Here is a 23,791-nt window from a genome sequence, read left to right on the forward strand (position 1 = left end):
GTCGGGAGAGTCCGCGCGGTCAGCGCATCGCGCTCCTCGAGTAGACGCTCTCGACCCACGCGGCAAGCTGTTCGTCCGTCAGATGCTGGGCCAGGTCGGCCTCGCTGATCATGCCGACAAGGCGTTTGTTCTCGATCACGGGAAGCCGGCGGATCTGGTGCCCCTTCATCTCCTGGAGCACCTCGCCGACATCGGCGCCCGACTCGATCCAGCGCGGGGTGCCCTGGGCCATCTCACCCGCGGTGACCTGGGCCGGGTCGTGGCCCATGGCGACACAACCGACGACGATGTCGCGGTCGGTGAGGATGCCGCAGAGCCGTTCGTTCTCGTCACTGATGGGCAGCGCGCCCACGTTGAGCTCACGCATCAGCTGGGCTGCGCGGTCCAGGGTCTCGTGAGCGGGGATCCACTGGGCACCACGGTGCATGATGTCTCCGGCGGTGGTCATGAAGTACCTCCCGATGCCGGACGGCCGGCGCGGCGCGGAACACACCGCTAGTCCCGGCGCCCTACATTCTCGCCGTGTCCCCAGGCACGCGCACCCGGAAGTCCGGGATGCGCTTTCGTGGCCGCCGCTCAGCCGTTCCAGGCGGGGTGGCGTGGATCGTCGGCGCGGACCAGGACGTCGGCCGTGGCGCCCGGGTCCACCTCCGTCTCGTAGCGCTCGAAGGCGGGCAGGGTCCAGTGCTCAGGTTCCGGAGTGCGGCGGCGAAGGGCGCCCGGGGAGAGGAGGACGTGGACGCTCAGGTCGAACGGGAACCAGTGCCGAAGCAGGAAGGGGCCTTGGAGCAACAGCACCCCGCCGGGTGGGAGCTGGACATAGGGGCTGCGGGTGGCGCGGTCGGTGACCGGGTCCCAGAGGTCGGGCAGGACGCGGCCGTCGCCGCCGGGGTCGAGCGGGCCGAAGACCTCGCGCCGCAGGGCGCCGGTGTCGACCCAGCCGTTGTAGTACGCCTCGGCGTCCTCGTGACCGTATTCGAGCCGGAGTGACGCGGGGCGCATGAAGCCCTCCGTGCCGACGACGAGCGAGGACCGGCCGCGTATGCGCAGCGCCTCACAGACGCGGTGGGCGAGGTCACCGGGGTGGGCGGCGGGGGCTCCGTCGAAGGCGATCCGCGGCCACGGACTGCCGTCGTCCGGTTTCAGGTCGAGCAGACGCTCGGCGAGGAGGTCGCCGAGCCGTTCCCAGGTGATCGCTTCGAGTCGCACAGGCCCATGATGCCGCGATCACGCGTCGCTCTCGTGGGGCGGCGAGGGGCGAGGGCGGACAGCGACGGCGGACGGAGGCTGCGCGCGACTCCGGGCGTGGGCCGCGACCGGGGAGGGAGGCGTCAAGGAGGGCGGATGTGGCCGGGAGGGGTCGCGCCAAAGAGGAGGGCCGTGGCCAGGAGGGAGGCACATCGAGGAGGGGGGTGTGGGCCGGAGGCGGCCGCGTCGGTCAAGAGGCGGCGCCGAGAACAAGGCGGGGCTCGACGAGGACGCGGGGGGGGCGAGGAGGACGCGGGGGGGCGAGGAGAAGGCGGCGTCGAGAAGGGGGCGGCATCGCGTAGGGAGCCGCCCCGGACGGGGGAATGAACGACCTATGGCACCGATCGCAACTCCCCCGCCCCATGGCGGACTTCTCGTCATCCAGCCACTCAAGAAGCGCCGCTGTGTCGAGTGCCGGAGTGGGCCGTTGGCGCTGCTGGTGCTGGAAGAGGGGGAGTCACGCTGTCTGGACTGCGCGGACCTGGGACACCTGGTGTTCCTGCCGCGGGGCGACACCGCGCTGACGCGCAGGTCGCGGGAGGGCAGCGCGCTGTCGGCGGTGGTGGTGCGCTTCAACCGGCGGCAGAGCCGGTACGAGCGGCAGGGCGTCCTCGTCGAGGAGGCGGCGCTCGCCCGGGCCGAGGAGCGGTGCCTGGCGGATGCGGAGGCGCGACGGCGGCGTCGGGCGCGGGACGCGCGTCGGCGGGAGGCAGAGGATCTGCGGTTCACGGAGGCGTTCGCGCGGGAGATACTCGGGCTCTTTCCCGGCTGTCCCGCCGACCGGGCGCACGCGATCGCCGCGCACGCCTCGGTGCGCGGGAGCGGGCGGGTGGGGCGCAGCGCCGCGGGCCGTGCGCTGTCCGAGGCCGCCGTGACGGCCGCGGTCCGTGCCGCCGTACGGCACACGGACACTCCGTACGACCAGTTGCTGATGAGTGGCGTGCCGCGGCACGAGGCGCGCCGGCGGATCGCGGCCGCGGTGGAGGCGCGGCTTGAGGGGTGGCAGGACGAGCTCGCGGCACGCGCGTGACGGCGTGCACCTGGAGACGGCGTGCCCGCGAAGACGTGCCACCCGGTTCTGGACGCTCACGCATGCCGCCGCGTCCCTCGGCCATGGTCACTGTGACAGTAAGGGGTTTCACTTGTGGTGACGGTGGGTGGGGTGCAGGATCTCGGAATCTCAGGATCTTGGACTTCGGCTTCGGCTTCGGCTTCGGCTTCGGCTTCGGCTTCGGCTTCGGCTTCGGGGAGCTACGGGGGAGTTGTCATGATCGATGGACCGTATTTCGTGCTGACCGTGCTGGGGGTGCTCGGCTGCGGGCTGGTGGCCGGGGTGTTCTGCGGGTTCTCGACGTTCGTGATGCGGGGGCTCGCCGAGTTGCCGCCCGCGCAGGGCGTGGCGGCGATGAACGCGATCAACGTGGCCGCGGTGCGCCCGCCGTTCATGCTCGTGTTCGTCGGGTCGGCGGGGCTGTGCGCCGTGCTCGCCGTGGTCACCTTCGTGCTGCTGCCCGACGAGGGGACGGTGGAGCTGTTGCTGGGCAGTGCGTTGTATCTGTTCGGGACGTTCGGGGTGACGGTCGTCGCGAACGTCCCGCGCAACGACGCGCTGCTGAAGCTGGCCCCGGGTACGCCGGAGGCCGCCGTGTACTGGCGCTCGTATGTGCGCGAGTGGACGATGTGGAACCACATCCGCGCGGTGGCGTCGGCCGCCGCGGCGGTCTCGTACACGCTGGCGCTCACGTGAGGCCGGCGGCCCCCGCGACGGGGCCCGCAGCTGAGCGGCAGGGTACTCGGAGGCGACGTATCGTGGCGGGAAAGGAGTGCCGCCCAGGACCGTGGGCCGAAGGCGTTCGATGGTCTCGCGGCCCCGTACCGGTACGCGTACGTGAGGGAGACGGCCATGGCCGATCCCAAGGGATTCATGACCACTCCGCGCGAGGAGTATCCCCGTCGGCCCGTCGAGGAACGGGTGCGGGACTGGAACGAGGTGTACGTCCCCGGTGCGCTGCTGCCGATCATCAGCAGGCAGGCCGATCGTTGTATGGACTGCGGTATCCCGTTCTGTCACGACGCCTGCCCACTGGGCAATCTGATTCCCGAGTGGAACGACCTGGTCTCGCGCGAGGACTGGCGGGCGGCGAGCGACCGGTTGCACGCGACGAACAACTTTCCCGAGTTCACCGGCCGGCTGTGTCCCGCGCCCTGCGAGGCGGGCTGTGTTCTCGCGATCAACCAGCCCGCGGTGACCATCAAGAACGTCGAGGTCGCCATCGCCGACCGCGCCTGGGCGGACGGTTTCACGCCGCCGCGTCCACCGGACCGGCTCTCGGGCCGTACGGTCGCGGTGATCGGGTCGGGGCCCGCCGGGCTCGCCGCGGCGCAGCAGCTGACCCGGGCCGGGCACACCGTCGCCGTGTACGAGCGGGCCGACCGGATCGGTGGGCTGCTGCGGTACGGGATCCCCGCGTTCAAGATGGAGAAGCGGCATCTGGACCGGCGGCTGGAGCAGATGCGGGCGGAGGGCACGAAGTTCCGGACGTCCACGACGATCGGCCGGGACCTCGGGGCGGCCGAGCTGCGGGCGCGCTACGACGCCGTCGTGCTCGCGGTCGGTGCCACGGCCTGGCGCGAACTGGACGTTCCGGGGCGGGAGTTGGCCGGCATCCAGCAGGCGATGGAGTACCTGCCGTTGGCCGACCGGGTGTGCGAGGGGGATCTGGAGGTCTCCCCCTTGTCCGCGGCCGGGAAGCACGTCGTCATCGTCGGCGGCGGTGACACGGGCGCCGACTGTCTGGGGACCGCCGTGCGGGAGGGCGCCGCGTCCGTGACCCAGCTCGACATCTATGCGCAGCCGGAGGCCGAGCGCGACGAGGACGTCGAGCCGTGGCCGACATACCCGAAGATCTACCGGCTCTCGGCCGCGCACGAGGAAGCCCGCGACCTGGAGACGGCGCCCGCCGCGGACGCGGACGCGCGCCTCTTCGCGGCGTCCACGCTCCACTTCACCGGGGACGCGGACGGGCATGTGCGCTCCCTGCACCTGGTCGAGGTCGACGAGCGGCGCCGCCCGGTCCCCGGCTCCGGGCGGACCCTCCCCGCCGACCTCGTGCTGCTCGCTCTCGGCTTCTCGGGGCCCGACCGGCACGACGGGCTGATCGACCAGCTCGGCCTGGTCCTCGACGCGCGCGGCACGATCGCCCGCGACACCGACTTCGCGACCAACGTGCCCAAGGTGTACGTCGCCGGGGACGCGGCCCGCGGGCAGTCGCTCATCGTGTGGGCCATCGCCGAGGGGCGGGCGGTGGCGGCCGCCGTGGACCGCGCGCTGGCCGGGACATCGCAGCTGCCGGCGCCGATCGGACCGTACGACCGCCCCATGACCGCGTAGGGCTCCGCCGGTCGGTGCACGAAACACCGGGCCCGCGTTGCCGTGCGGGTCAGCGGCGTTCGTCCGTGCCCGCCACCTTCGCCGTGGCCAGCGCGACCCGGTTCCAGGTGTTGATCGTGAGGATGAGGGCCAGGACGTGGGCCAGTTCCTGGTCGTCGAAGTGGGCGGCGGCCTCCGCGTAGACGTCGTCGGGCACGCCCGCGTCGGCGATGCGCGTGACCGCCTCCGTGAGGGCGAGGGCCGCGCACTCCCTCTCGGTGAAGAAGTGCCGGGCCTCGCGCCACACCGGGACCATGTGCAGGCGGTCCTCGCTCTCGCCGGCCTTGCGGGCGTCGTTGGTGTGCATGTGGAGGCAGTACGCGCAGTGGTTGAGGTGGGAGGCGCGGATCTGGATCAGTTCGACGAGGGCCGGGTCGAGCCCGTCGCGGGCCGCCGCGTCGAAGCCGACGAGGGAGCGGAAGACCTTCGGGGCGGACTTCGCGAAGTCGAGGCGAGCGGGAACGGTGGCCGTCGTGTTCATGGTGTCCCTCGCGTTCGTCGTGTTCGTGTTCGCGTTCGTCGCGTTCGTCGCGTTCGTCGCGTTCGTCGTGTTCGTGTTCGTGTTCGTCGTCATGACCATGAATCTACGGACTGGAAAGACCGACTGTAGGGTGCATTTTCATGGCGGAATCATGGGTCAATTCTGCGGAGCGGATCGGCGCCGACCTGCATCTGGAGCTGTCCGGACCGGGCGGACGGCGGGCCGCGCTGATCCGGGCGCTGCGCGAGGCCGTACGCGAGGGCAGGCTCGCCCCGGGCACCCGGCTGCCGCCGTACCGTTCGCTCGCCGCCGACCTGGGCGTGGCCCGCAACACGGTCGCCGACGCGTACGCCGAACTCGTCGCCGAGGGCTGGCTGACCGCCCGGCAAGGGTCGGGCACCCGCGTCGCCGAGCGCGCCGAACCGCTGGGGGCCCCGGAGCGCGTACCGAAGGCACCTCCACGCGCGCGTGGACCCCGACACGATCTGCGGCAGGGGACACCTGACGCCTCGTCGTTCCCGCGTGCCGCCTGGCTCGCCTCGTACCGGCGGGCGCTCCAGCAGGCACCCAACGCGGCCTTCGGGCCCGGCGATCCCGCGGGCCGCCCGGAACTGCGCGAGGCCCTCGCCGAGTACCTGGCCCGCGCGCGTGGCGTGCGCACCGAGCCGGAGCGGATCGTGATCTGCTCGGGCTTCGCGCACGCCCTGCGGCTGCTCTTCCCGGGCGTGTTGCGCGGGCCGCTGGCGGTCGAGTCGTACGGCCTCGGCTTCCACCGCGAGTTGCTGGCGGCCGCGTCGGTTCGGACCGTGCCGCTGCCGCTGGACGAGGACGGCGCCCAGGTGGGCGAGTTGGGCCGGGAGCGGGCGGTCCTGCTCACGCCGGCGCACCAGTTCCCGACCGGTGGTCCGCTGCACCCGGAGCGGCGGGCCGCCGTCATCGACTGGGCACGCGCGCGTGGCGGCGTGATTCTGGAGGACGACTACGACGGCGAGTTCCGCTACGACCGCAAGCCCGTCGGCGCCGTACAGGGACTGGACCCCGAGCGGGTCGTCCTCATCGGCTCGGTGAGCAAGAGTCTGTCGCCCGCGCTGCGGCTCGGCTGGATGGTCCTTCCGCGCCGTTACGTCGACGCCGTCCTCGCCGTCAAGGGCGAACGGGAGGCGTGGGCAAGCGTCCTGGAGCAGCTGACGCTCGCGGACTTCCTCGCCTCCGGGTCGTACGACCGTCATGTCCGCCGGATGCGGCAGCGGTACCGCGGGCGGCGTGACCGGCTCGTCGCGGCTCTCGCGGAGCGGGCGCCGCACATCGAGGTGACGGGGATCGCGGCCGGGCTGCACGCGGTGCTGCGGCTGCCGCCCGGGACCGAGCGGTCGGCCGTCAAGGCCGCGACCTGGCAGGGTGTCGCGCTCGACGGACTCGCCGAGTTCCGGCATTCGGAGGCGACGATGTCCGCGCCGGACGGGCTGGTGGTGGGTTACGCGACGCCCTCGGAACATGCGTACGGGGCGGCGTTGGAGGCGTTGTGCGGGGCGCTGCCGCCGGGTCCTTGGACACCTCGTGGCCGACGCCCCGCCAGGTAAAGCGACGTTTGTTGTCGTGGTCCTACGGTCTCGATCCCGGTCTCGGTCCCGGTCTCGGTCTTCTACCGCTGCAAGTAATCAATTCAGCACCAATTTATTCAGCACCCATGTCAAGAGAGTTCAGGAAAGAAGGAAGTCAGCCACCCCTTCCTTGGCGCCTTGGATGAAGGCGGTCATCTCGCCGGGTGTGTAGATCAGCGCGGGCCCGTCCGGGTCCGCCGACTGGCGGACGGCGATACGCCCGTCCGCGAGCTTCATCGCCTCGAGGCAGTTTCCGCCGTTGCCGCCGCTCCACGGCTTGTGCCAGCCCTCGCTGCCCAGTTCACGGGCGGGCATCCCGTTGTAGATCCGTTCATTGCAGATCCGCTCATTGCGTATCCGCTGCTTGATGTTGTCCATTCACAACTCCTTGCGGAAATCCCGGAGGATCTCCTTCGTGCGATGTGCCGTGGCGGCCTGAGCCGCCATGCGGTCCATGACCTCGAGGTGGGTCGCCACCTCGGAACGCTCGTCCAGATAGACGGCGCCGGTCAGGTACTCGCTGTAGACCATGTCCGGGAGTTCCGGCATGGCAAAGCGAAAGAGCACGAAGGGCCCGTACGTGCCGGGGTGCGGCCCCGTGGAGAACGGGACGACCTGGAGCGTCACGTTGGGCAGCTTCGTGGCCTCTATCAGCTTGTCGATCTGGGCGCGCATCACCTCGGGACCGCCGACGGGCCGGCGCAGGGCCGTCTCGTCCATCACGGCCCAGATCCGGGGTGCGCCTTCACGAGTGAGCAGATTCTGGCGTTGCATGCGTAGCGCCACATGGCGCTCGATGTCCTCGGGTCTGGTCTGGCCGACGGCGCCCGACTTCAGGACCCCACGGGCGTACTCCTCGGTCTGCAGGATTCCGGGCACGAAATGGGGTTCGTACGAACGGATGAGGGTGGCCGCGCCCTCCAGGCTGACGTACATCGAGAACCAGCCCGGCAGGATGTCGTGGAAGCGCTGCCACCAGCCGGGCCGGTTGGCCTCCTCGGCCAGTTGGACGAAGGCCTCGGCCTCCTCGTCCGACACCCCGTACGACTTCAGCAGGAGCTGCAGGTACGGGATTTTGAGGGCGACTTCGGCCATCTCCATCCGGCGGACCGTGGCGGGTGCGACACGCAGGATGCGCGCCGCCTCCTCACGCTTGAGACCCGCGCGTTCTCGCAGGTCCAGTAGGCGCCGGCCGAGGACGACCTGGCCGACCGTCGGCGCGGACCGCGGTTCGCTCACGTCCCACCTCCACTGAGTCCCGAACAGGCGCCGCCGCGGCGGTCGGATGCCGTGGTGAGCGGTCCGACGCCGTTCTGAACGCTTCTGAACAGGTACTGCGTCCTGACAGACCGGACGGCGCCGTTCGGGGTCCGCCTCGTCTTCTTCGACTTCTTCGACGATCCCAACTGGCGCCGCTCGGCGTGCTGTTGCCAGCAGTGTGCCACGGCCCTTCTCAGAGTCACACGGCACTCTGCAATTTTCAGAGTGACACTTGCCAAGTGTTCACGGCGGGGAGATAGTGGCAAGCGTGATTCCGTCCGCGCCCTTAGGAACAGACGCCGCCGAGGACCGCTCCGGTCTGCGTGCCGCCGCAGGGGTGCGCCCCGGCGCCGCCGCCGCGCGCCGGTTCCGCTTCGAACTGGCCGCACACCCGGGTTCCGTGGCTCAGGCCCGGCATCTGACGCGCGCCCGGCTCTCCGGCTGGGCCGTGTCCGACGACACCTGTGACACGGCGGTCCTGGTCGTCTCCGAGCTGGTCACCAACGCCATCGTGCACAGCGCGAGCGCGCGCGTGGTGTGCGAACTGCACGACGGGGACGACCTGGTGCGGATAGCCGTACGTGACGAGGGATGCGCTCCTGACGAGCCGCACCCCTCGCCGCAGCGTCCCGATGAGGAACACGGCAGGGGGCTGCTGCTCGTCGCGGCCGTGTGCCGGTCCTGGGGCGCCCAGGACACCGCGCCGGGGTTGCTGGTCTGGGCGGATCTCCCCCGCTCCCCGGCGGCCGACGCCACCGGTGCCGGGGCGGCCCGCTCCGACCTCGGATGGGGCGCGCGGAAGCCACCGGCCGACGGCCGGGGCACCGGGACGGAAGGGTCCTGGGGAACGGAAGCATCCCCGGCGACGGAGGCCTCCTGGCGGAGGGAATCCTCCTGGGGTAAGCGGACCATGGGGATCCCCCCGATCGGGCGAAGCCGGGATCGGGGAAGGCTGTGAGGAGTACGTCGGCGACAGGACCCGGTGCTCAGGTCCTGAGCCTGGACACACTGGTCCGCCTGAAGCGCGAGCAGACGGTGTCCAGGGCGCTGCGGCGTCTGCCCGTGCCCGAGGGCATGACGGTACCGCTGGGCTGCGACGCGGTCGCGGTGCCCGCCCGGTTCGGGCCCCTGCTGATGACCCGGCTGCCCCGGGTGGGCTGTGTGTACGCCGACGGGGCGCACTGGTGGTGGCTCGTGCCCTCCGAGTCCGATGTGGCCCTGGACTGGCCCGCGCCCGCCCACTACGCCGCCGGCGCGGTCGTACCGGACACCCCGCACGCCCCCGGCCTCATCCACAGGCCGGCCGGCACCCTTCCGTACACCCCGCCGATCCCCCTCTATCTGGCCCTGTGCCGCGTCACCGGTACGACACCCGTCTGGTCGCGTCCGATCAGCGCGTGATCCTCCGCTCGGCGAGCGGCGCGTGACCCTCCCGTCGGCGAGCGGGCGCGTCATACGGCTCAGGGGCCGGCGAGTGTGTCCGAAGTGCGCCGGTCGCCACCCGCACTCCGCCCTCACCACGAGTGGAGTGCCCTGTTCCTGGGGAGGGCACCGTTCATCCGTTCCCGGGGAGGCCGATGGTGGGGAAATCCACAGGGAAAGCGCGCAAGAAGAAACGCGACGACGACAAACCTGCGCCGTCCGCCTCCGAACACCTGCTCTTCGGCGGCCCCCTGCGCTACGACATGGGCTGGTCGCAGCACTCCGAGGCGTTCCTCGAGTTGAACTTCCGCGCGATGGTGACGCGGCTGCCGTCCCTGCTCGCCTCCAGTTTCCGGCTCGCCTGGACCGCGGACCGCCGCGCCGCCCGGATCGTGGTGTCCGCCGAACTGGCCCGGGGCGCGGCGCAGGCGGTGAGCCTGCTGGCCGTCAACATCGTGCTGGGCCGGCTGATGACGAGCGGCTCCGTCGGGGACCGGCTGCACGGCGCGGTCCCTGCGCTGATCACGGTCGCCGCCGTCATGCTGCTCGGCGCGCTGCTGCGGGCGGCCTCGACGTATGCCACCGGGCGCCTGGAACCCAAGGTGGAACGCGTCGCCACCGAGCTCTACCTGGAGCGGGCGGCGGCCGTCGAACTGTCCGCGATCGAGGACGACGCCTTCCACAAGCTGCTGGACACCGCGCAGTACGGTGCCTCCTCGGCCCGGCGCATGATCGCGATCGCCACCCGCGTGGTGAACGCGATGATCTCGCTCATCGCGGCCGCGGGCGTGCTGACCGTGCTGCATCCCGCCCTGCTGCCGTTGCTCGTGACGATGACCCTGCCCAGTGCCTGGAGTTCCCTGACGATCGCCAGGCGCCGCTACGAGTCCTTCCACACCTGGGTGCAGCACGCCCGTGCCGGGCACCTGATCAGCAGTCTGCTCACCGAGCCCGCCGCGGCCCCGGAAATCCGCGTGCACGGCGTCGGCCCGTTCCTGCTGCGTCACTTCCGCTCGATGTCGGAGACCGCCGAGGCGGAACAGGCCCGCCTGGCCCGTCTCTCCGCCCGCACCGGCCTGGTCGCGGCGGGCTGGACGGGCATCGCCACCGTGGCGACGTACGCGACGCTAGGCGGACTGCTGCTCGCCGGCGCGATGGCACTCTCCGTCGCCGGTACGGCCGTGATCGCGATCCGAACCGGCTCCGCGAGCCTCGACACGCTCGTCCTGGAGGTCAACTCCCTCCATGAGGAAGCCCTGTTCGTGGGCGATCTGCAGCGCCTGTACGTGGAAGCGGCCGAGCGCGCGATCCCGGTGGGCGGCGAGCCGCTCCCCGACGATCCGAGCGAGATCCGCTTCGAGAACGTCACGTTCACCTATCCGGGCGCCTCGACCCGGCCGGCGCTCGCGGACGTCACCCTGCGTCTGCCGATCGGCAAGATCGTGGCGCTCGTCGGTGAGAACGGCTCGGGCAAGACGACCCTGGTGAAGCTGCTCGCGGGCCTGTACGCGCCCGAGCGGGGCCGGATCCTGTGGGACGGCGTCGACGCGGCGACCGCGGACCGGCAGCAACTCGCCGAACGCATCGCGATGGTGGCGCAGGACTTCAAACGATGGCCGTTCACGGCCCGCGTCAACGTGGCGGTCGGCCGCGCCTCGGCGCCGCTGACGGACGAGCGTGTCGCCTCGGCGGTGACGGACGCCGGGGCCGAGGACGTGGTCGCGGACCTGCCCCGCGGCCTGGACACGCTGCTCGCCCGCGGGTTCAGCGGTGGGCACGAGCTGTCGGGCGGACAGTGGCAGCGGTTGGGCATCGCACGGGCCGCGTACCGCCGTGGTCGCATCCTGATCGTGGACGAGCCGACCGCGGCGCTCGACGCCCGGGCCGAGCTGGAGGTCTTCGACAAGATCAGGGCCCTGGCGGGCGGTGGCCAGACGGTTGTCCTCATCACCCACCGGCTGGCCTCGGTCCGCCACGCCGATCTGGTGCATGTCCTCGAACAGGGCCGCCTGGTGGAGTCCGGCAGTCCGGACGAACTGCTGGCGAAGGGCGGTGTCTACGCCGAGCTGTACTCCTTGCAGGCCGAGCAGTTCACGACCGAGCAGTTCACGACGAAGGTGGCGACGAAGATTCCTGCGCAAGCGCCCACGAAAGCGCCCGCTCCGAAAGCGCCCGCTCCGAAAATGGGCTGATCTCGGCCGACCTCACTCGACAAGTTCCCCGGCGCGCACGATCACCAGGAACGCGTCCGAGGCGAGGTCCATGACGACCTCGGCGGCCTGCCCCTGAAGGCGGCACGCTTGCGCGAACTCCTCGGCGGGCCACGAACCGCGCGGTCCACCGGCGGGAAAGCGCTCCAGCACCATTCGCCCGTTCACCCTGCACCTCCATGTAGCGCCGTACTCATGACGCGTACTCATAGAGTTAAACGCCAAAGGCGGGGTGAAGGGCTCGGTCAGTGACGGTACTGAGACATAGTCAACACTCGTTCACTACTCTGCTGTGAGGGAGCTCTCGGCCCGTGCGCGTTTCATTTCGTGAGTTTTCCTTTCTCGTACTTTCCTGTCATTCCTCGTACTCGTCGTGGTAGCGGATCCGCTCGCTGCCCGCCGGCGCCCCCAGTGCCGAGGCGCGCCCCCGGGGCACCTCCCACTCCTCCTGCCTGCCGAGTGCCGTCAGATCCAGCAGGGTCGTCGTCGAGCCGAGCCCGTCGAGGCCGCGCTCGTACGTCGAGTAGGTGTGGAAGACCCGGTCACGGTCCCGCAGGAAGCAGCTCACGCCCGGCCGCTCGTAGGGCTCGTCGTCGACCTCGACGGACACCCTGAAGTCGTGGTTGAAGTCGCTGTCGTGCGACGAGTACCAGGGCACCGTCCAGCCCATCCGGGCCTTGAAGGGCAGGATCTTCGTGTACGGCGCCCGGGACACGGCGGCGAACTCCGTACCCCGGGCGCGGAGATGGGCGAGGTGGCCGATCTGGTCGAGGAAGGCCGAGCAGCTGCGGCAGCCCGCGTCCCACTCCGGCGCGAACATGAAGTGGTAGACGACGAGTTGGTGGCGCCCCTCGAAGAGGTCGAGCAGGGCCGCCTTGCCGTCACCGCCCTCGAACACGTACTCCTTGTCGATCTCGACCATCGGCAGCCCGCGCCGCTCCGCATTGAGCGCGTCCCGTGCGCGGGTCGCCGCCTTCTCCTTGACCAGTAGTTCCTCGCGCGCGGCGCGCCACTCCTCGCTCGAGACGATCTGCGGAAGCGTCATGTGCCCCTCCTACGAAACGGTGCCTTCGCAGTGGTGACCGGGCGCGGCAGCGGAACTCATCGGCGTCGGCGGAGAATTTCCGGATTCAGTACGTCACCGGGAGCGCGAGCAGGCCACGGGCGCGCAAGGAAGGCCGCCACCTCAGTCCGGCCGGGTCGGCGGCGAGCGCGAGGTCCGGAAGGCGTTCCAGGAGCGCGGACACGGCGATCTCGGTCTCCAGGCGGGCCAGGGGCGCGCCCACGCAGTAGTGGATGCCCCGGCCGAGGGCGAGATGGCCGGAGGCGTCCCGGTCGAGGTCGAGGCGCTCGGGGTTGGGGAAGCGGGCCGGGTCCCGGTTGGCCGCGGCCAGGGACAGCAGGACGGTCTCGCCCGCGGGCACGGTGACCTCGCCGATCTTCACGTCCTCCACGGGGAAGCGCCGGATAGCGAGCAGCGCGGGCCCTTCGTGGCGCGCGAACTCCTCGACGGCGTCGGGGAATCGCTCCGGGTTCGCGCGCAGGGCGGCCAGCTGGTCGGGATGGGTGAGCAGTCCCAGGATGGCGTTGCCGATGAGCTGCACGGTGTTCTCGTAGCCCGCGAAGAGGATGAGGAAGGCGAGCGACGTCAGCTCGTCCTCGGTGAGCCGGTCGCCGTCGTCGCGCACCGCGATCAGGTCGGAGAGCAGGTCGTCCGCCGGCTTCTTCCGTTTGTCCGCGAGGAGTTGGGTGAGGAACCCGAGCATGGCCACGACCGCCTCCTTGACGGCCCGGGGACGCGTCGGGTCCGGCGCGACGAGCACGTCGGTCCAGGCCCGGAAGTCCCGGCGGTGCTCCCCCGGAACGCCCAGCAGGTCGCAGATGACGGTGATCGGCAGGGGTGCGGCGTACGCGGTGATCAGGTCGGCGCTGCCGTGCGGTCCGAGCGCGTCGAGGAGCCGGTCGGCGGTTTCCCGCACGGGTGTGCGCAGTTGCTCGACGCGGCGCGATGTGAAGGCGCGGACCACCAGGCGCCGGATGCGGGTGTGGTCGGGCGCCTCCATGTTCAGGAGGTTGGCGTCGAGGGCGGGCGGCAGCGACAGCCCCTGGTAACTCCCGGGCAGCGCGCGCTTCTTGTCCATCGAGAGCAGCGGGTTCGCGAGCGCCTCGCGGACATCGTCGTACCGGGTGACGAGCCAGGCGGGGTTGCCGTCGGTACCGGCGACGCGATGCACGGGCGCGGTGTCGCGCAGGCGGTCGTAGACGGCGTACGGGTGGTCGATGAGGCCTTCTGCGGGGTCCATGCCCGTCAGCCTAGGCAGAGTGGATCAGGTGTCGTACTCCTGAATCCGCCTCCCGTGGCCCCGGTCGACGAGCGCGGGCAACCGCTCTCCCAACTCCGCGACGGTGGCGGGCAGATCGAGTGTCAGCAGCTCGCGGTCGCGCATCAGGACACGTCCGTCGACGATCGTCGTCGTCACGTCCCCGGCGCGGGCGCTGTGGACGAGGGTGGCGGCGAGATCGTGCACGGGCTGGGTGTGCGGGCCGCTGAGGTCGACGAGGACGATGTCGGCCCGCCGCCCCGACGCGAGGCTGCCGATCCGCTCACCCAGGCCGACGGCCCGCGCGCTCTGGAGCGTCGCGTGGTGCAGGGCTTGACGGGACGTCAGCCATCGTGGGTCGCCCTCGGTGGACTTCTGCACGAGTGAGGTGAGCGCCATCGACTCCCACACGTCCAGGGAGTTGTTCGACGCGGCTCCGTCCGTGGCGAGTCCGACGGGGACGCCGATCTCGCGCAGGGCCCGTACCGGGGTCGGGCCCCAGGCGAACTTGAGATAGCCGCGGGGTGCGGTCGCGACGGCCACGGGTCCGCTCGCGCCCGCCAGCACCGGCAGGTCGCGGTCGACGATGCCGGTGCCGTGCGCGATGAGCAGACCGGGTTCGTTGTCCAGGAGCCCGGCGCGCTGGAGGATCTCGATGGGCGTCCGGCCGTACCGGGCCAGGCTGGTGTCGGTCTGGCCCCGGCTCTCGGCCGCGTGCAGGTGCACGGGAAGGCCGTGCTCGCGGGCGAGGGCGGCGGTCGCCGCGAGATCGGCGTCGTCCACGGTGTACGGGGCGTGCGGGGCGAGGGCGGTGGTGATACGGCCGCCCGCGGCGCCGCGCTGCCGCAGGGCGAACTCCAGGGACCTCTCCCGGCCTTCGGCGCCCTGCGAGGAGAAGAAGGCCTCGCCGAGGTGGGCGCGCAGCCCGCTCTCGCTCACCACGGCGGCGACCGCGTCCATCGAGAAGTAGTGGTCGGCGAAGCAGGTGACGCCCCCGCGGATCATCTCGGCGCAGGCGAGCCTCGCCCCCAACTCCACGTCCTGCCGCGTGAGGTTGGACTCGATGGGCCAGATGAGGTCGTTGAACCACTCCTCGGCGGGCAGGTCCTCGGCGATCCCGCGCAGGGCGACCATGGGGGTGTGCGTATGGCAGTTGATCAGGCCGGGCATCGCCACCTGGCCGCGCGCGTCGATGCGCAGGGCGGCGTCCGGAAGGCGCGCCTCGCGCGTGACCGCCTCGATGACCCCACCCCGTACGACGATCGAGGCGTCCTCGACGAACGCGATCTCCTCGTGCCCGTCGTGCACGAGCGCGGTGCATCCGGTGATGAGGAGGTCGGCGGGGCCGACCTCGAAGAGGGTGGCGGCGGACGGGGCCGGGACGGACGGCGTCATGGCGTCACCGTACGACGGGTCGGGCTCCGGTGCTCAGCCCGCGAGCGGAACGGGGAGCGCCTGCCCCTCCTTCACCACCAGCCCCGCACGTTCCCGCCCCTCGGCCAGCTCGTCGAGGAGTTCGGCGATGCGTTCGGTGTGCCGGGAGGTGAGCCGTCCGGTGTCGTCGAGCTGTACGGCGCACGCGGTCGTGGTGTCGACGAGGCGTTCGAGGGTGGCCGCAACCTCGTCCGTTCCCTCGGCGTGCCGGGCCAGCGCGGGGAGTTCGGCGGCGGCGAGGTCGATCGAGGCGCGGGCCTCGGCGAGCGCGCGGTAGGCCTCGCGGCGCAGGGTCCAGCGGCCGGCCCGGTCGTCGGCCGTGCCGTCGTCCAGTACGTGGGCGAGGTAGACGTGCGCGGCCTCGGCGGCGTGGGTGAGACGGGCCCGTACCCCTCCCCCGCGCTGTCCGAGCGTGGGCAGGTGACCGACGATCAGCACGATCGCGCAGGCCAGCAGCGTTTCGCCGATCCGGCTCCAGGAGGCCCCGGGTTCCCCGCCCACCATGACGAGGGAGAGCACGAGCACGGTGACGACGGCGGTCTGCGCCGCGAAGTGCCGGGTGGCGACGGGGATCAGGGCGCCGCACAGCGCCACCAGGGCGACCAGCCCGGCGGGGCGCGGGAGCAGCGCCGCGCACCCGGCGAAGAGCGCGGCTCCGAGCACGGTCCCCGCCGCCCGGCAGATCACGCGTGAGGCGAGCGGTCCGAGGTCGGGCTTGACCAGGAAGACGGCGGTCGCGGGGAGCCAGTACCAGTGGGAGTGACTGCCGTACCAGCGGGCGTGGTGCAGGGCTTGCGCCACGGCGACGCCGGCGCCGAAGCAGAGGGCGACCCGCAGCCCGTACTCGCGTCCTGCGGAACCGAGGACCGTGCGGGCGAGGGACGTGGCGGTACGGCGCCGCGTGTGCAGCGCGGTGTCGTCGCCACCCCCGTCGAAGGCGTCGGCCGCGTGCAGGAGTGCGTCGTCGAGGGCGCGCAGGGCCGGTGCGGAGCGTTTGGGCGCGGGCAGCGGCCCGGTGTGCGTATCGGTCCGTACGGCGACGGCGAGCCGCCGCGGCCCTTCGACGGCCCGTGCGGGCACCGCCTCGCCCGCCCAGGCGAGCGCGGTGGCGGCCTCGGCGAGCGGAAGCGCGGCGGCGTACTGCGCGTGCAGCCGCCGCTCGGCCGCGGAACTGGCGTACCGCCGCAGCCGGGGCCCGCCGAGCGCGTCCTGGGCGTGGTCGAGCGCGGCGGTGAGGACGACCCGCCGACCGGGCGCGTCCGGCCCCCCGACCGCTTCGAGCAGCGCGGCGACGGCGTCGTACACACCCCCGACGGCGTCCCGCTCCCCGTCGAAGCGATAGTCGCCGGCGGTGGCCCCGGGGGTGGGCAGCGCGAGCCGCAGCACGAGCAGCCATCCGGCCCCGCCGACGAAGAAGAGCGCACGCTGCCAGCCGGGCTCGGGCAGCGGCATCCCGGCCCCGATGGCGGCGGCGACGAGCAGCTGTGTACCCGCTCCGCTCGCGACGGGCCCGACGGCGCTGACCGCTCCGGCGAGCAGCCCGAGGACGGTGAGGAGAAGGGTGAGCGTCACCGCGCCGACGTGCTGTCCCGCGTACGACCCCACGAGCAGCCCACCGGCTCCCGCGAGCGCCGGCACGCCGAGCCGCCTGACCGCGGCCCTGCGGCTGCCCGGCCGGTCGTTGATCCCGGCGAGCATGGCCCCCAGGGCTGCGACGACACCGACGGACGTACGCCCGCTCAGTACCGCCACGAGCAGCAGCGGTCCGGCGGCGAGAGCGCCCCGCACGACCGCGCTCCAGGGCACGGGGCCGCGCTGTGCGCGCAGGGCGTGGGCGAGCCAGGGCGGTACGGCGGCGCTGAGGCGGGACACGGGACTCCTGTCGGACGAGGGCGGGGGCGCCTTCGGGCGACGTCGGCCGGGCGGTGTACTGCCTACGGTAGATCGCGTTGCTGGAGGAAATGGAACGTATGTATTTCCGGAAGGTGACACATCACAGGGATGCCGCGTTCTTTATGAACGCAACTGCCGACCGGGGACGAAAGGGAGCGGGTCCGAGGGCGTAGCCGGCCCCCGGACCCTTGTGATGCCACCCATGTCACACGCCGGCACGCTTGAGAACCCAGGTCAGTCGTTATGTCGCCGCGTCCTGCCTTTGGACCACCACGCATCGAGCTGCGCGGACCGGACTTGAACCGGCATTTCGGCGTCCCGGGGCCTGGGCCCGGTCGATCCGGCGATCGGCGGCGAATGCTGAGTCTGGAGCAAGAGTCTGAGATTGATCACGGTCTGCCTCTGCCGAATTGGGCTACCGCGGCGCGTGGGCACTCCGTGGAGTGCCGTGTGGTGCCGCGGGGAGGACTCGAACCTCCACTGGAACCGTGCATTCACGACAAGCTTCAGGTTCAGCTTGCGCTCCTCGCGCACCCCGGCCGTGGTGCGTTGTGGCCGGGGAGTTTCAGAGGCTACCCGAACAGGTAGCCGAACACGGGGTCTCCGACGCGCTGGTCGACGACGTCCACGCCGTTCGCCTCTTCCCGGGCGAACTTGACGGCCTGCTGCAACTTCTCGACCCGGTCGAGCAGTTCGTTCACGCGTCGCGCGGGCAGGGCGCCGGAGAACTTCACGGTCGTCCAGTACCCGACGGGAATGTCCTCGTAGTACACCTCGACCTGGGCCGGATGCTTCTCGGTGGCCTCGGCCTTGACGTGGTTGCGCGGCACCTTCTTGGTCCGCAGCGTCCTGACGGGCTCGGTCTTCCACGCGTCCGTCGAAGGGTCCTGCACCCACGACTCGGAGGCGTCGAGAACGGGCAGCTTCCTGACGAAGGTGTTGAGATCGGTGAGCTGCTTCTCGAGGAAGAGCAGATACGACACGGGTACGTCGGCGACGAGGACCCGCCCGTCCACCTTCACATCCGCCCGTGCCGCGCAGTTCGCCCAGTCCTTGGTGGCGGTCACATCGAACAGCCGGGTGAGCGTCCCCGCGGTCTCCCGCAACACGTCCTCAGCCTGCACCTGCACCCGTGTCGACTCGGGCGGCAGCTGCTCGCCCTCCTCGTCCTTCGGCTGATAGGTACGCGAGATACCGGCCAGCAATGCGGGCTTCTGCAGCCCGTGATGAGCGGCCGTCAGGTCCTGATGGGACTTGGACTTGATGCCCTTCTCCACTGCGATGATCTGATTGAGTTTCGCCACGTCGGTGACGGTAGCAGTGGCGGCGGGGGCATTTCGAAGGGTTATTCGACGCCGGGCCGTGTAGCGATCTCGATGGCAGCCAGGAAAACAGCGTGCGACCGCCCTTCGTCCGCCCACACCATAGGGAGGTTGCCCGCCCAGTCGAGGATTCCTGGAGTTCCCGTGCCCACACGCGTCACCGTCCCCAGTCTCTTCCCGCCTCCCGGCTACGCTCACGCGTCGGTCGTCGAGGCGGGTGCGCGGCTCGCCTTTCTCGCCGGGGCCGTGCCGCTGGACGCGGCGGGGAAGATCGTCGGTGTGGGGGATCCCGTGCGGCAGGCCGAGCAGGTGATCGCCAATCTCGGCGAGCAACTCCGCGCGGTGGGCAGCGACTTCGCGCACGTGGTGGCGACCGATGTGTATGTCGTCAGCGGTGAGCCGAGGGTGCTGTCCGACGTGTGGGGTGTCGTCGAGGCGTCCGGGCTCAGTACCGGACCCCACTCGTCGACGCTGCTCGGCGTGGCCTGCCTCGGGTACACGGGGCAGTTGGTGGAGATCACGGCGACGGCGGTTGTGCCCGAGTCGGCATCAGAGGCAGAAGCAAAGGTTGAAGCAGAGGTCGACGGCCGTTGTTGAGGGGGCGGACGCGGTCCCCCTTCTCCGGGAGTGCGCCGTCGTTTCTGTTCAGCCCCGGCCACCGCCCCACACCCTCCACTTCGGCAGCGGTCGCGCATAGCTGCCCACCCGGCTCGTCCTGAAGGCCAGGGAGACCAGCGACTCCGCGAGTTTGACCGCGGCGGCGACGCCGTCGACGACCGGGAGGTCCAGTTTCTCCCCGACCGCCCGTTGCAGGCCCGTCATGCCGGCACAGCCGAGGACGAGGACCTCGGCGACAGCCAGGCCAACTACCGGTCGACGGTGCGGCATCTCCTCGGCGACGCAGAGGCTCCCCGAGCCTGAATCCGCCAGGGTCTAGCGCAGGGCGTACTTGTCCGTCGCCGCCACCAACGCGTCCACCACGCCCGTCGCCCCCATGGTGTGCCCCACGTCGTCCACGACGATCAACTCACTGTCGGGCCAGGCGTGGTGGAGCCGCCACACCGTGCCCAGCAGGTTCCCGAAGTCGAGACTGCCCTGGACGAGGGTGCCGGGGATGCCCTTCAGCAGGGGCGCGTCGCGGATCACGACGCCTTCGTCGTTGCCTTCCCCCAGGAAGTGGTCGTTGCCGAAGTAGTGGGTGACGGTCCGCGCGAAAGCCATGCGGAACTCCGGGTCCTCATAGCGCTTCTCCGACCGCGGCGGCGCGGGAACGATCGCCGTCTCCCAGTCGGTCCAGGCCCGCGCCGCCCGTGCCCGCACCTCGGGGTCGGGCGATTCGAGCAGCCTGCTGTACGCGGCGGCGAGGTTCCCGTCCCGCTCCCCCTCGGGCAGTTCGGCGAGGAACCGCTCGAAGGCCTCGGGGAAGAACCGCCCAAGTCCCCTGGTCAGCAGGGCCACTTCGGGGTTCGATCCGGTACCCAGCGCGGTCAGCACCAGTTCGGAGACGACGTCCGGATGCGTCTGCGCGTACCGCAGGCCCAGCACCGACCCCCACGACACACCCCACACCAGCCACCGCTGGATGCCCAGGTGGCGTCGCAGCAGCTCCAGGTCACCGATCACATGCGCCGTCGTGTTGACGGCCATGTCCGTCCCGTACGCGGCGGCGTGCGGCGTGGAGCGTCCACAGCCACGCTGGTCGAGCAGCACGATCCGGTACTCGGCAGGGTCGCAGTAGCGCCGGAACCAAGGACCGCAGCCGGACCCCGGACCGCCGTGCAGCATGACGGCGGGCTTGCCGTCGGGGTTTCCGCAGACCTCCCAGTACACGTGGTTGCCGTCGCCGACGTCGAGCATGCCGTGGTCGTACGGTTCGATCTCCGGATACAGGCTCATCGGGCGAGGTTAGCCGTCGTACGGTCGCGTCGTCAGCCCCGCCGCCCCGGCCGCCGTACGCAGCACGTCCCGCAGCATGGCGGGCGTCAGCCGTCCGGTGAACGTGTTCCGCTGGCTGACGTGGAAGCACCCGAACAGCTCGACGGATCCCGCCGCCGGCCCGTCCTGCGCCCCCAGCGAAACCCTCGCCCCGTGCGCGAACACCGGCCTGGGCCGGGGCACCGCCCATCCCGCCGCGGCGAAGGCGGGCAGCGCGGCCTGCCAGCCGAAGGCTCCCAGCACGACCACCGACCGGAGCGTGGGCCGCAGCAGCTCCAACTCCCGTACGAGCCAGGGGCGGCAGGTGTCCCGTTCGCCGGGTGTCGGCTTGTTGGCGGGCGGCGCGCAGTGCACGGGCGAGGTGACGCGTACGCCGTACAGCTCCAGTCCGTCGTCCGCGCTCACCGCGGTCCCGCGCGAGGCGAGCCCCACGTCGTGCAGCGCCGCGTAGAGCACGTCCCCGGAGCGGTCCCCGGTGAACATCCGTCCGGTCCGGTTCCCGCCGTGGGCGGCGGGTGCGAGCCCGACGATGAGCAGCGAGGCGTCGGCCGGTCCGTAGCCGGGGACCGGGCGGCCCCAGTACGTCTGGTCCGCGAAGGCCGCGCGCTTGGTGCGGGCGACCTCCTCGCGCCAGGCGACCAGCCGCGGACACGCCCGGCATCCGGCGATCCGGGCGTCCAGATCAGTCAGTGCGTCCAGGCCGTCCAGATCAGCCAGTGCGTCCAGATCACCGACTGCGCCCAGGCCGTCCGGGGCACCGACGATGCCGGGATCGCTCCTGCCGTCCGGGCTGCTTTCCATGCCACCACCGTACGACCGGGCGCTCCGCCCCTCCCCCACCCGGCCCCGGTGGGTCAGCCCGCGGGTCAGGCAGGTCAGTCGGTGGGCTGTTCGGCGGGGCGCAGTCCGGCGGTCCACTTCTCCTCGATCCGGCCGAACTTCCACACCGCCATGGCGACGAGCCAGGTCACGAAGAACAGACCGACGATGACGAAGCCGAGCACGTTCAGGTCCAGACCCGCGACCCAGTCCCAGAAGACCCCGTGCAGAGCAAGCTTCTCGGTGAGCAGCCCCAGCAGTTCCACGGTGCCGATGATCAGGGCGACGGCGACGGACAGACCCGTGATGGTGAGGTTGTAGAAGACCTTGCGGACCGGCTTGGAGAACGCCCAGCCGTAGGCGAAGTTCATGAAGGACCCGTCGATGGTGTCCAGCAGCGACATGCCCGCGGCGAACAGCACCGGCAGACACAGGATCGCGTACCAGGGCAGGCCGGAGGCGGCGCCGGAACCGGCGAGGACCAGCAGGGCGACCTCCGTGGCGGTGTCGAAACCGAGGCCGAAGAGCATGCCGAGCGGGTACATCTGCCAGGGCTTACTGATCGACTTCATCAGCCGGCCCAGGAGGCGGTTCATCAGCCCGCGGTTGTTGAGCTGCTCCTCCAGCGCCGCCTCGTCGAAGTGCCCGGTGCGCATCTGGCGGAACACCTTCCAGATCCCGACGAGGATGAGGAGGTTGATCCCGGCGATGAGGTAGAGGAAGACCCCGGAGACGGTCGTACCGATCACGCCGGTGACGCTGTGCAGCTGGGAGTTGTCGTCCCGGACGGGTCCGGCCAGCGCCTTGACGCCCAGCGACAGCAGGAGGGCCAGCGCGAAGACGATGCTGGAGTGCCCGAGCGAGAACCAGAAGCCCACGGAGAGCGGGCGCTTGCCCTCGCCCATCAACTTGCGGGTGGTGTTGTCGATGGCGGCGATGTGGTCGGCGTCGAAGGCGTGCCGCATACCGAGGGTGTAGGCGGTGACACCGATCCCGATGCCGAAGCTCTTCGTGCCGATGCTGTAGTGCTCCGGCGCCACGATCACCACCAGGATGAACCAGCCGATGACGTGCAGCGCGAGGACGAAGGCCGCCATGCCGCCGAGCCGGGCCCACTCCCTGCGGGTCATCGAGGTGCGGATCCGCTGCCAACGCGAACCCGTCGAGGCGACGGGCTGCGGGGAGGTGGGAGCGGGGACGGTGACCATACGTGCCTGTCCTTACTTCCTCTTACAAGTACCGAAGTCACTCTCTGGCACAGATGTCGCAGCTGCAACCAACTCGCAGTAAAGCCATCGGGGCGCACCGGGCCAGGACTCTTCTAGAGTCGAGGCATGGCTTCTGAGGGTGCGGACGTCGAGCGGAACGACGAGAAGGTCGACGAGAGGGTCGACGAGGAGAAGGCGGTGGCCGCCGCCGAGGCCGCCCGTCCGGCGGGCGGCGAGAGCGTGCGGGTCGACAGCTGGATCTGGTCCGTACGTCTGGTCAAGACCCGCTCGGCGGGCGCGACCGCGTGCCGGGGCGGACACGTCCGGGTGAACGGGGACCGCGTCAAACCCGCGTACGCCGTGCGCGTCGGCGACGAGGTGCGCCTGCGGCAGGGGATCCGGGAACGGGTCGTCGTCGTGAAGCGGGTGATCCGCAAGCGGGTCGGCGCGCCCGTCGCCGCCGAGTGTTACATCGACAACAGCCCGCCGCCCCCGCCGCGCGAGGCGATCGCCCCGGCCGGCGTCCGCGACCGCGGAGCGGGCCGCCCGACCAAGCGCGACCGCCGAGAGATGGAACGCCTCCGGGGCCTCGGCGGCCCCGACTCGCCCTGACCCGAGGCGTCGTCGTACGACGTCGGGGGCTCCCCGTGGTCACTGGGGAAGCCCCCGACGTCGTACGGTCGTCGTGCGCCGTCACCGTGTCATGCCCGTCGCCGCATCCACCGGACCAGCTCGGTGGTGTGGTTCCTCCTGGCCCACGCGATCAGCGCGAGCGGCAGGATCAGGATGAGCGGAGTCGCCACGTACGGCCCGTGGATGACGGTGACGTTCACGACGAAGGCACCCACCATCAGCGCGCCGAGCGCCACCGCCGCCACCGAGGACAGCAGCGGGACCAGCAGGGCGAGGCCTCCGGCGAGTTCGAGCGCGCCGATGAGGTACATCCCCGTGCTGCCCCAGCCGAGCTTGTCGAACGCCTCGGCGGCCGACGGGTGCGCGATCAGCTTGGGCAGCGCGCTCGCGAAGGCGTAGAAGAGTCCGAGCACGATCTGCAGCGCGCCCAGGGAGATCCGGGCGCCGCGGCCACGGGTCTTCAGCGAAGAGGTGGCGGAGATGGAGGCGGAGGTGGAGGTGGAGGCGAGGGTGGTGACGGGGACGGTGGTCTCGGACATGAGGGTCTCCTGTGCGAAGCGGTACGCGTTGCTGT

24 protein-coding genes and 1 pseudogene are annotated in these 23,791 nt (G+C 71.1%); 9 read left to right on the forward strand and 16 right to left on the reverse strand.

What is annotated here, in order from left to right:
• Positions 1-19: 19 nt before the first annotated feature.
• Together ACIRA5_RS22130 and ACIRA5_RS22135 are read right to left on the reverse strand one after the other, a co-directional pair.
• A complete protein-coding gene (locus ACIRA5_RS22130) occupies positions 20-448 on the reverse strand; it encodes a CBS domain-containing protein (RefSeq protein WP_067364066.1) in 429 nt (142 codons plus the stop codon).
• Between the two features lie 128 nt (positions 449-576).
• Positions 577-1,209 (reverse strand): uridine kinase, encoded by a 633-nt coding sequence (locus ACIRA5_RS22135; RefSeq protein ID WP_403693112.1) that lies wholly within the window; start codon positions 1,207-1,209, stop codon positions 577-579.
• Positions 1,210-1,582: 373 nt separating this feature from the next.
• On the opposite strand from ACIRA5_RS22135, the gene ACIRA5_RS22140 reads away from it, so the two are divergent.
• The 3 genes from ACIRA5_RS22140 to ACIRA5_RS22150 all read left to right on the forward strand — a co-directional run bounded on the left by ACIRA5_RS22140 (position 1,583) and on the right by ACIRA5_RS22150 (position 4,639).
• A complete protein-coding gene (locus tag ACIRA5_RS22140; RefSeq protein WP_403693113.1) occupies positions 1,583-2,278 on the forward strand; it encodes a DUF2293 domain-containing protein in 696 nt (231 codons plus the stop codon).
• A 237-nt stretch (positions 2,279-2,515) separates the two neighbouring features.
• Positions 2,516-2,995, forward strand: a complete 480-nt coding sequence (locus ACIRA5_RS22145; RefSeq protein ID WP_352046476.1) for an anthrone oxygenase family protein — start codon at positions 2,516-2,518, stop codon at positions 2,993-2,995.
• Between the two features lie 156 nt (positions 2,996-3,151).
• On the forward strand, positions 3,152-4,639 hold the full coding sequence (locus ACIRA5_RS22150) for a glutamate synthase subunit beta (protein ID WP_403693115.1): 1,488 nt from the start codon (positions 3,152-3,154) through the stop codon (positions 4,637-4,639).
• 49 nt (positions 4,640-4,688) lie between these two features.
• Here the strand turns inward: ACIRA5_RS22150 and ACIRA5_RS22155 are convergent, their stop codons facing one another.
• Positions 4,689-5,258, reverse strand: a complete 570-nt coding sequence (locus tag ACIRA5_RS22155) for a carboxymuconolactone decarboxylase family protein (protein ID WP_403693117.1) — start codon at positions 5,256-5,258, stop codon at positions 4,689-4,691.
• Between the two features lie 41 nt (positions 5,259-5,299).
• Here ACIRA5_RS22155 and ACIRA5_RS22160 point away from each other — a divergent pair, with 41 nt between their 5' ends.
• Positions 5,300-6,739, forward strand: coding sequence for a PLP-dependent aminotransferase family protein (locus ACIRA5_RS22160; protein ID WP_403693118.1), 1,440 nt, complete (start codon positions 5,300-5,302; stop codon positions 6,737-6,739).
• Between the two features lie 120 nt (positions 6,740-6,859).
• Here ACIRA5_RS22160 and ACIRA5_RS22165 read toward each other — a convergent pair whose 3' ends face one another.
• Both ACIRA5_RS22165 and ACIRA5_RS22170 read right to left on the reverse strand, forming a co-directional pair.
• A complete protein-coding gene (locus ACIRA5_RS22165) occupies positions 6,860-7,138 on the reverse strand; it encodes a DUF397 domain-containing protein (RefSeq protein WP_075026281.1) in 279 nt (92 codons plus the stop codon).
• Positions 7,139-7,999, reverse strand: coding sequence for a helix-turn-helix transcriptional regulator (locus ACIRA5_RS22170; RefSeq protein ID WP_403693120.1), 861 nt, complete (start codon positions 7,997-7,999; stop codon positions 7,139-7,141). It lies immediately after the preceding gene.
• A gap of 289 nt (positions 8,000-8,288) precedes the next feature.
• On the opposite strand from ACIRA5_RS22170, the gene ACIRA5_RS22175 reads away from it, so the two are divergent.
• The 3 genes from ACIRA5_RS22175 to ACIRA5_RS22185 all read left to right on the forward strand — a co-directional run bounded on the left by ACIRA5_RS22175 (position 8,289) and on the right by ACIRA5_RS22185 (position 11,634).
• Positions 8,289-8,978, forward strand: a complete 690-nt coding sequence (locus ACIRA5_RS22175) for an ATP-binding protein (protein WP_403693122.1) — start codon at positions 8,289-8,291, stop codon at positions 8,976-8,978.
• Complete coding sequence (locus ACIRA5_RS22180; RefSeq protein ID WP_403693123.1) at positions 8,975-9,421, forward strand: hypothetical protein; 447 nt, start codon at positions 8,975-8,977, stop codon at positions 9,419-9,421. Before ACIRA5_RS22175 ends, ACIRA5_RS22180 begins: the two co-directional genes overlap by 4 nt.
• A gap of 176 nt (positions 9,422-9,597) precedes the next feature.
• Positions 9,598-11,634, forward strand: a complete 2,037-nt coding sequence (locus ACIRA5_RS22185) for an ABC transporter ATP-binding protein (protein WP_403693125.1) — start codon at positions 9,598-9,600, stop codon at positions 11,632-11,634.
• Between the two features lie 12 nt (positions 11,635-11,646).
• Here ACIRA5_RS22185 and ACIRA5_RS22190 read toward each other — a convergent pair whose 3' ends face one another.
• From ACIRA5_RS22190 to ACIRA5_RS22215, 6 genes are all read right to left on the reverse strand, one after another.
• Entirely contained in the window at positions 11,647-11,820 is a 174-nt protein-coding gene (locus tag ACIRA5_RS22190) for a hypothetical protein (protein ID WP_095855250.1), read from the reverse strand.
• 187 nt (positions 11,821-12,007) lie between these two features.
• Positions 12,008-12,697: a DUF899 domain-containing protein gene (locus ACIRA5_RS22195; RefSeq protein WP_403693127.1), complete on the reverse strand. Its 690-nt coding sequence runs from the start codon at positions 12,695-12,697 to the stop codon at positions 12,008-12,010.
• Positions 12,698-12,782: 85 nt separating this feature from the next.
• On the reverse strand, positions 12,783-13,955 hold the full coding sequence (locus ACIRA5_RS22200) for a cytochrome P450 (RefSeq protein ID WP_403693129.1): 1,173 nt from the start codon (positions 13,953-13,955) through the stop codon (positions 12,783-12,785).
• 24 nt (positions 13,956-13,979) lie between these two features.
• Positions 13,980-15,368: an amidohydrolase gene (locus ACIRA5_RS22205; RefSeq protein ID WP_403693130.1), complete on the reverse strand. Its 1,389-nt coding sequence runs from the start codon at positions 15,366-15,368 to the stop codon at positions 13,980-13,982.
• 33 nt (positions 15,369-15,401) lie between these two features.
• Entirely contained in the window at positions 15,402-17,279 is a 1,878-nt protein-coding gene (locus ACIRA5_RS22210) for an FUSC family protein (RefSeq protein WP_403693132.1), read from the reverse strand.
• A gap of 593 nt (positions 17,280-17,872) precedes the next feature.
• Entirely contained in the window at positions 17,873-18,604 is a 732-nt protein-coding gene (locus ACIRA5_RS22215; RefSeq protein WP_403693134.1) for a hypothetical protein, read from the reverse strand.
• A 162-nt stretch (positions 18,605-18,766) separates the two neighbouring features.
• On the opposite strand from ACIRA5_RS22215, the gene ACIRA5_RS22220 reads away from it, so the two are divergent.
• Positions 18,767-19,219 carry a RidA family protein gene (locus ACIRA5_RS22220; RefSeq protein ID WP_403693136.1) on the forward strand — a complete coding sequence of 151 codons (453 nt, stop codon included), beginning with the start codon at positions 18,767-18,769 and terminating at the stop codon, positions 19,217-19,219.
• Positions 19,220-19,267: 48 nt separating this feature from the next.
• On the opposite strand, the pseudogene ACIRA5_RS22225 reads toward ACIRA5_RS22220, so the two are convergent.
• The 4 genes and pseudogenes from ACIRA5_RS22225 to ACIRA5_RS22240 all read right to left on the reverse strand — a co-directional run.
• Positions 19,268-19,480: pseudogene (locus ACIRA5_RS22225) on the reverse strand (aspartate/glutamate racemase family protein); the annotation flags it as partial.
• A gap of 75 nt (positions 19,481-19,555) precedes the next feature.
• Positions 19,556-20,518: a prolyl aminopeptidase gene (gene pip / locus ACIRA5_RS22230; RefSeq protein ID WP_403693138.1), complete on the reverse strand. Its 963-nt coding sequence runs from the start codon at positions 20,516-20,518 to the stop codon at positions 19,556-19,558.
• Between the two features lie 9 nt (positions 20,519-20,527).
• On the reverse strand, positions 20,528-21,358 hold the full coding sequence (locus tag ACIRA5_RS22235; RefSeq protein ID WP_403693139.1) for a uracil-DNA glycosylase: 831 nt from the start codon (positions 21,356-21,358) through the stop codon (positions 20,528-20,530).
• Between the two features lie 74 nt (positions 21,359-21,432).
• Positions 21,433-22,584 carry a HoxN/HupN/NixA family nickel/cobalt transporter gene (locus ACIRA5_RS22240; protein WP_403693141.1) on the reverse strand — a complete coding sequence of 384 codons (1,152 nt, stop codon included), beginning with the start codon at positions 22,582-22,584 and terminating at the stop codon, positions 21,433-21,435.
• Between the two features lie 126 nt (positions 22,585-22,710).
• On the opposite strand from ACIRA5_RS22240, the gene ACIRA5_RS22245 reads away from it, so the two are divergent.
• Positions 22,711-23,196 carry an RNA-binding S4 domain-containing protein gene (locus ACIRA5_RS22245; RefSeq protein ID WP_403693143.1) on the forward strand — a complete coding sequence of 162 codons (486 nt, stop codon included), beginning with the start codon at positions 22,711-22,713 and terminating at the stop codon, positions 23,194-23,196.
• An 89-nt stretch (positions 23,197-23,285) separates the two neighbouring features.
• On the opposite strand, the gene ACIRA5_RS22250 is transcribed toward ACIRA5_RS22245, so the two are convergent.
• Positions 23,286-23,756: a DoxX family protein gene (locus tag ACIRA5_RS22250; protein ID WP_403693145.1), complete on the reverse strand. Its 471-nt coding sequence runs from the start codon at positions 23,754-23,756 to the stop codon at positions 23,286-23,288.
• Positions 23,757-23,791: the final 35 nt, after the last annotated feature.

Source organism: Streptomyces sp. NPDC096311, assembly GCF_044763085.1.
Classification (GTDB): domain Bacteria; phylum Actinomycetota; class Actinomycetes; order Streptomycetales; family Streptomycetaceae; genus Streptomyces.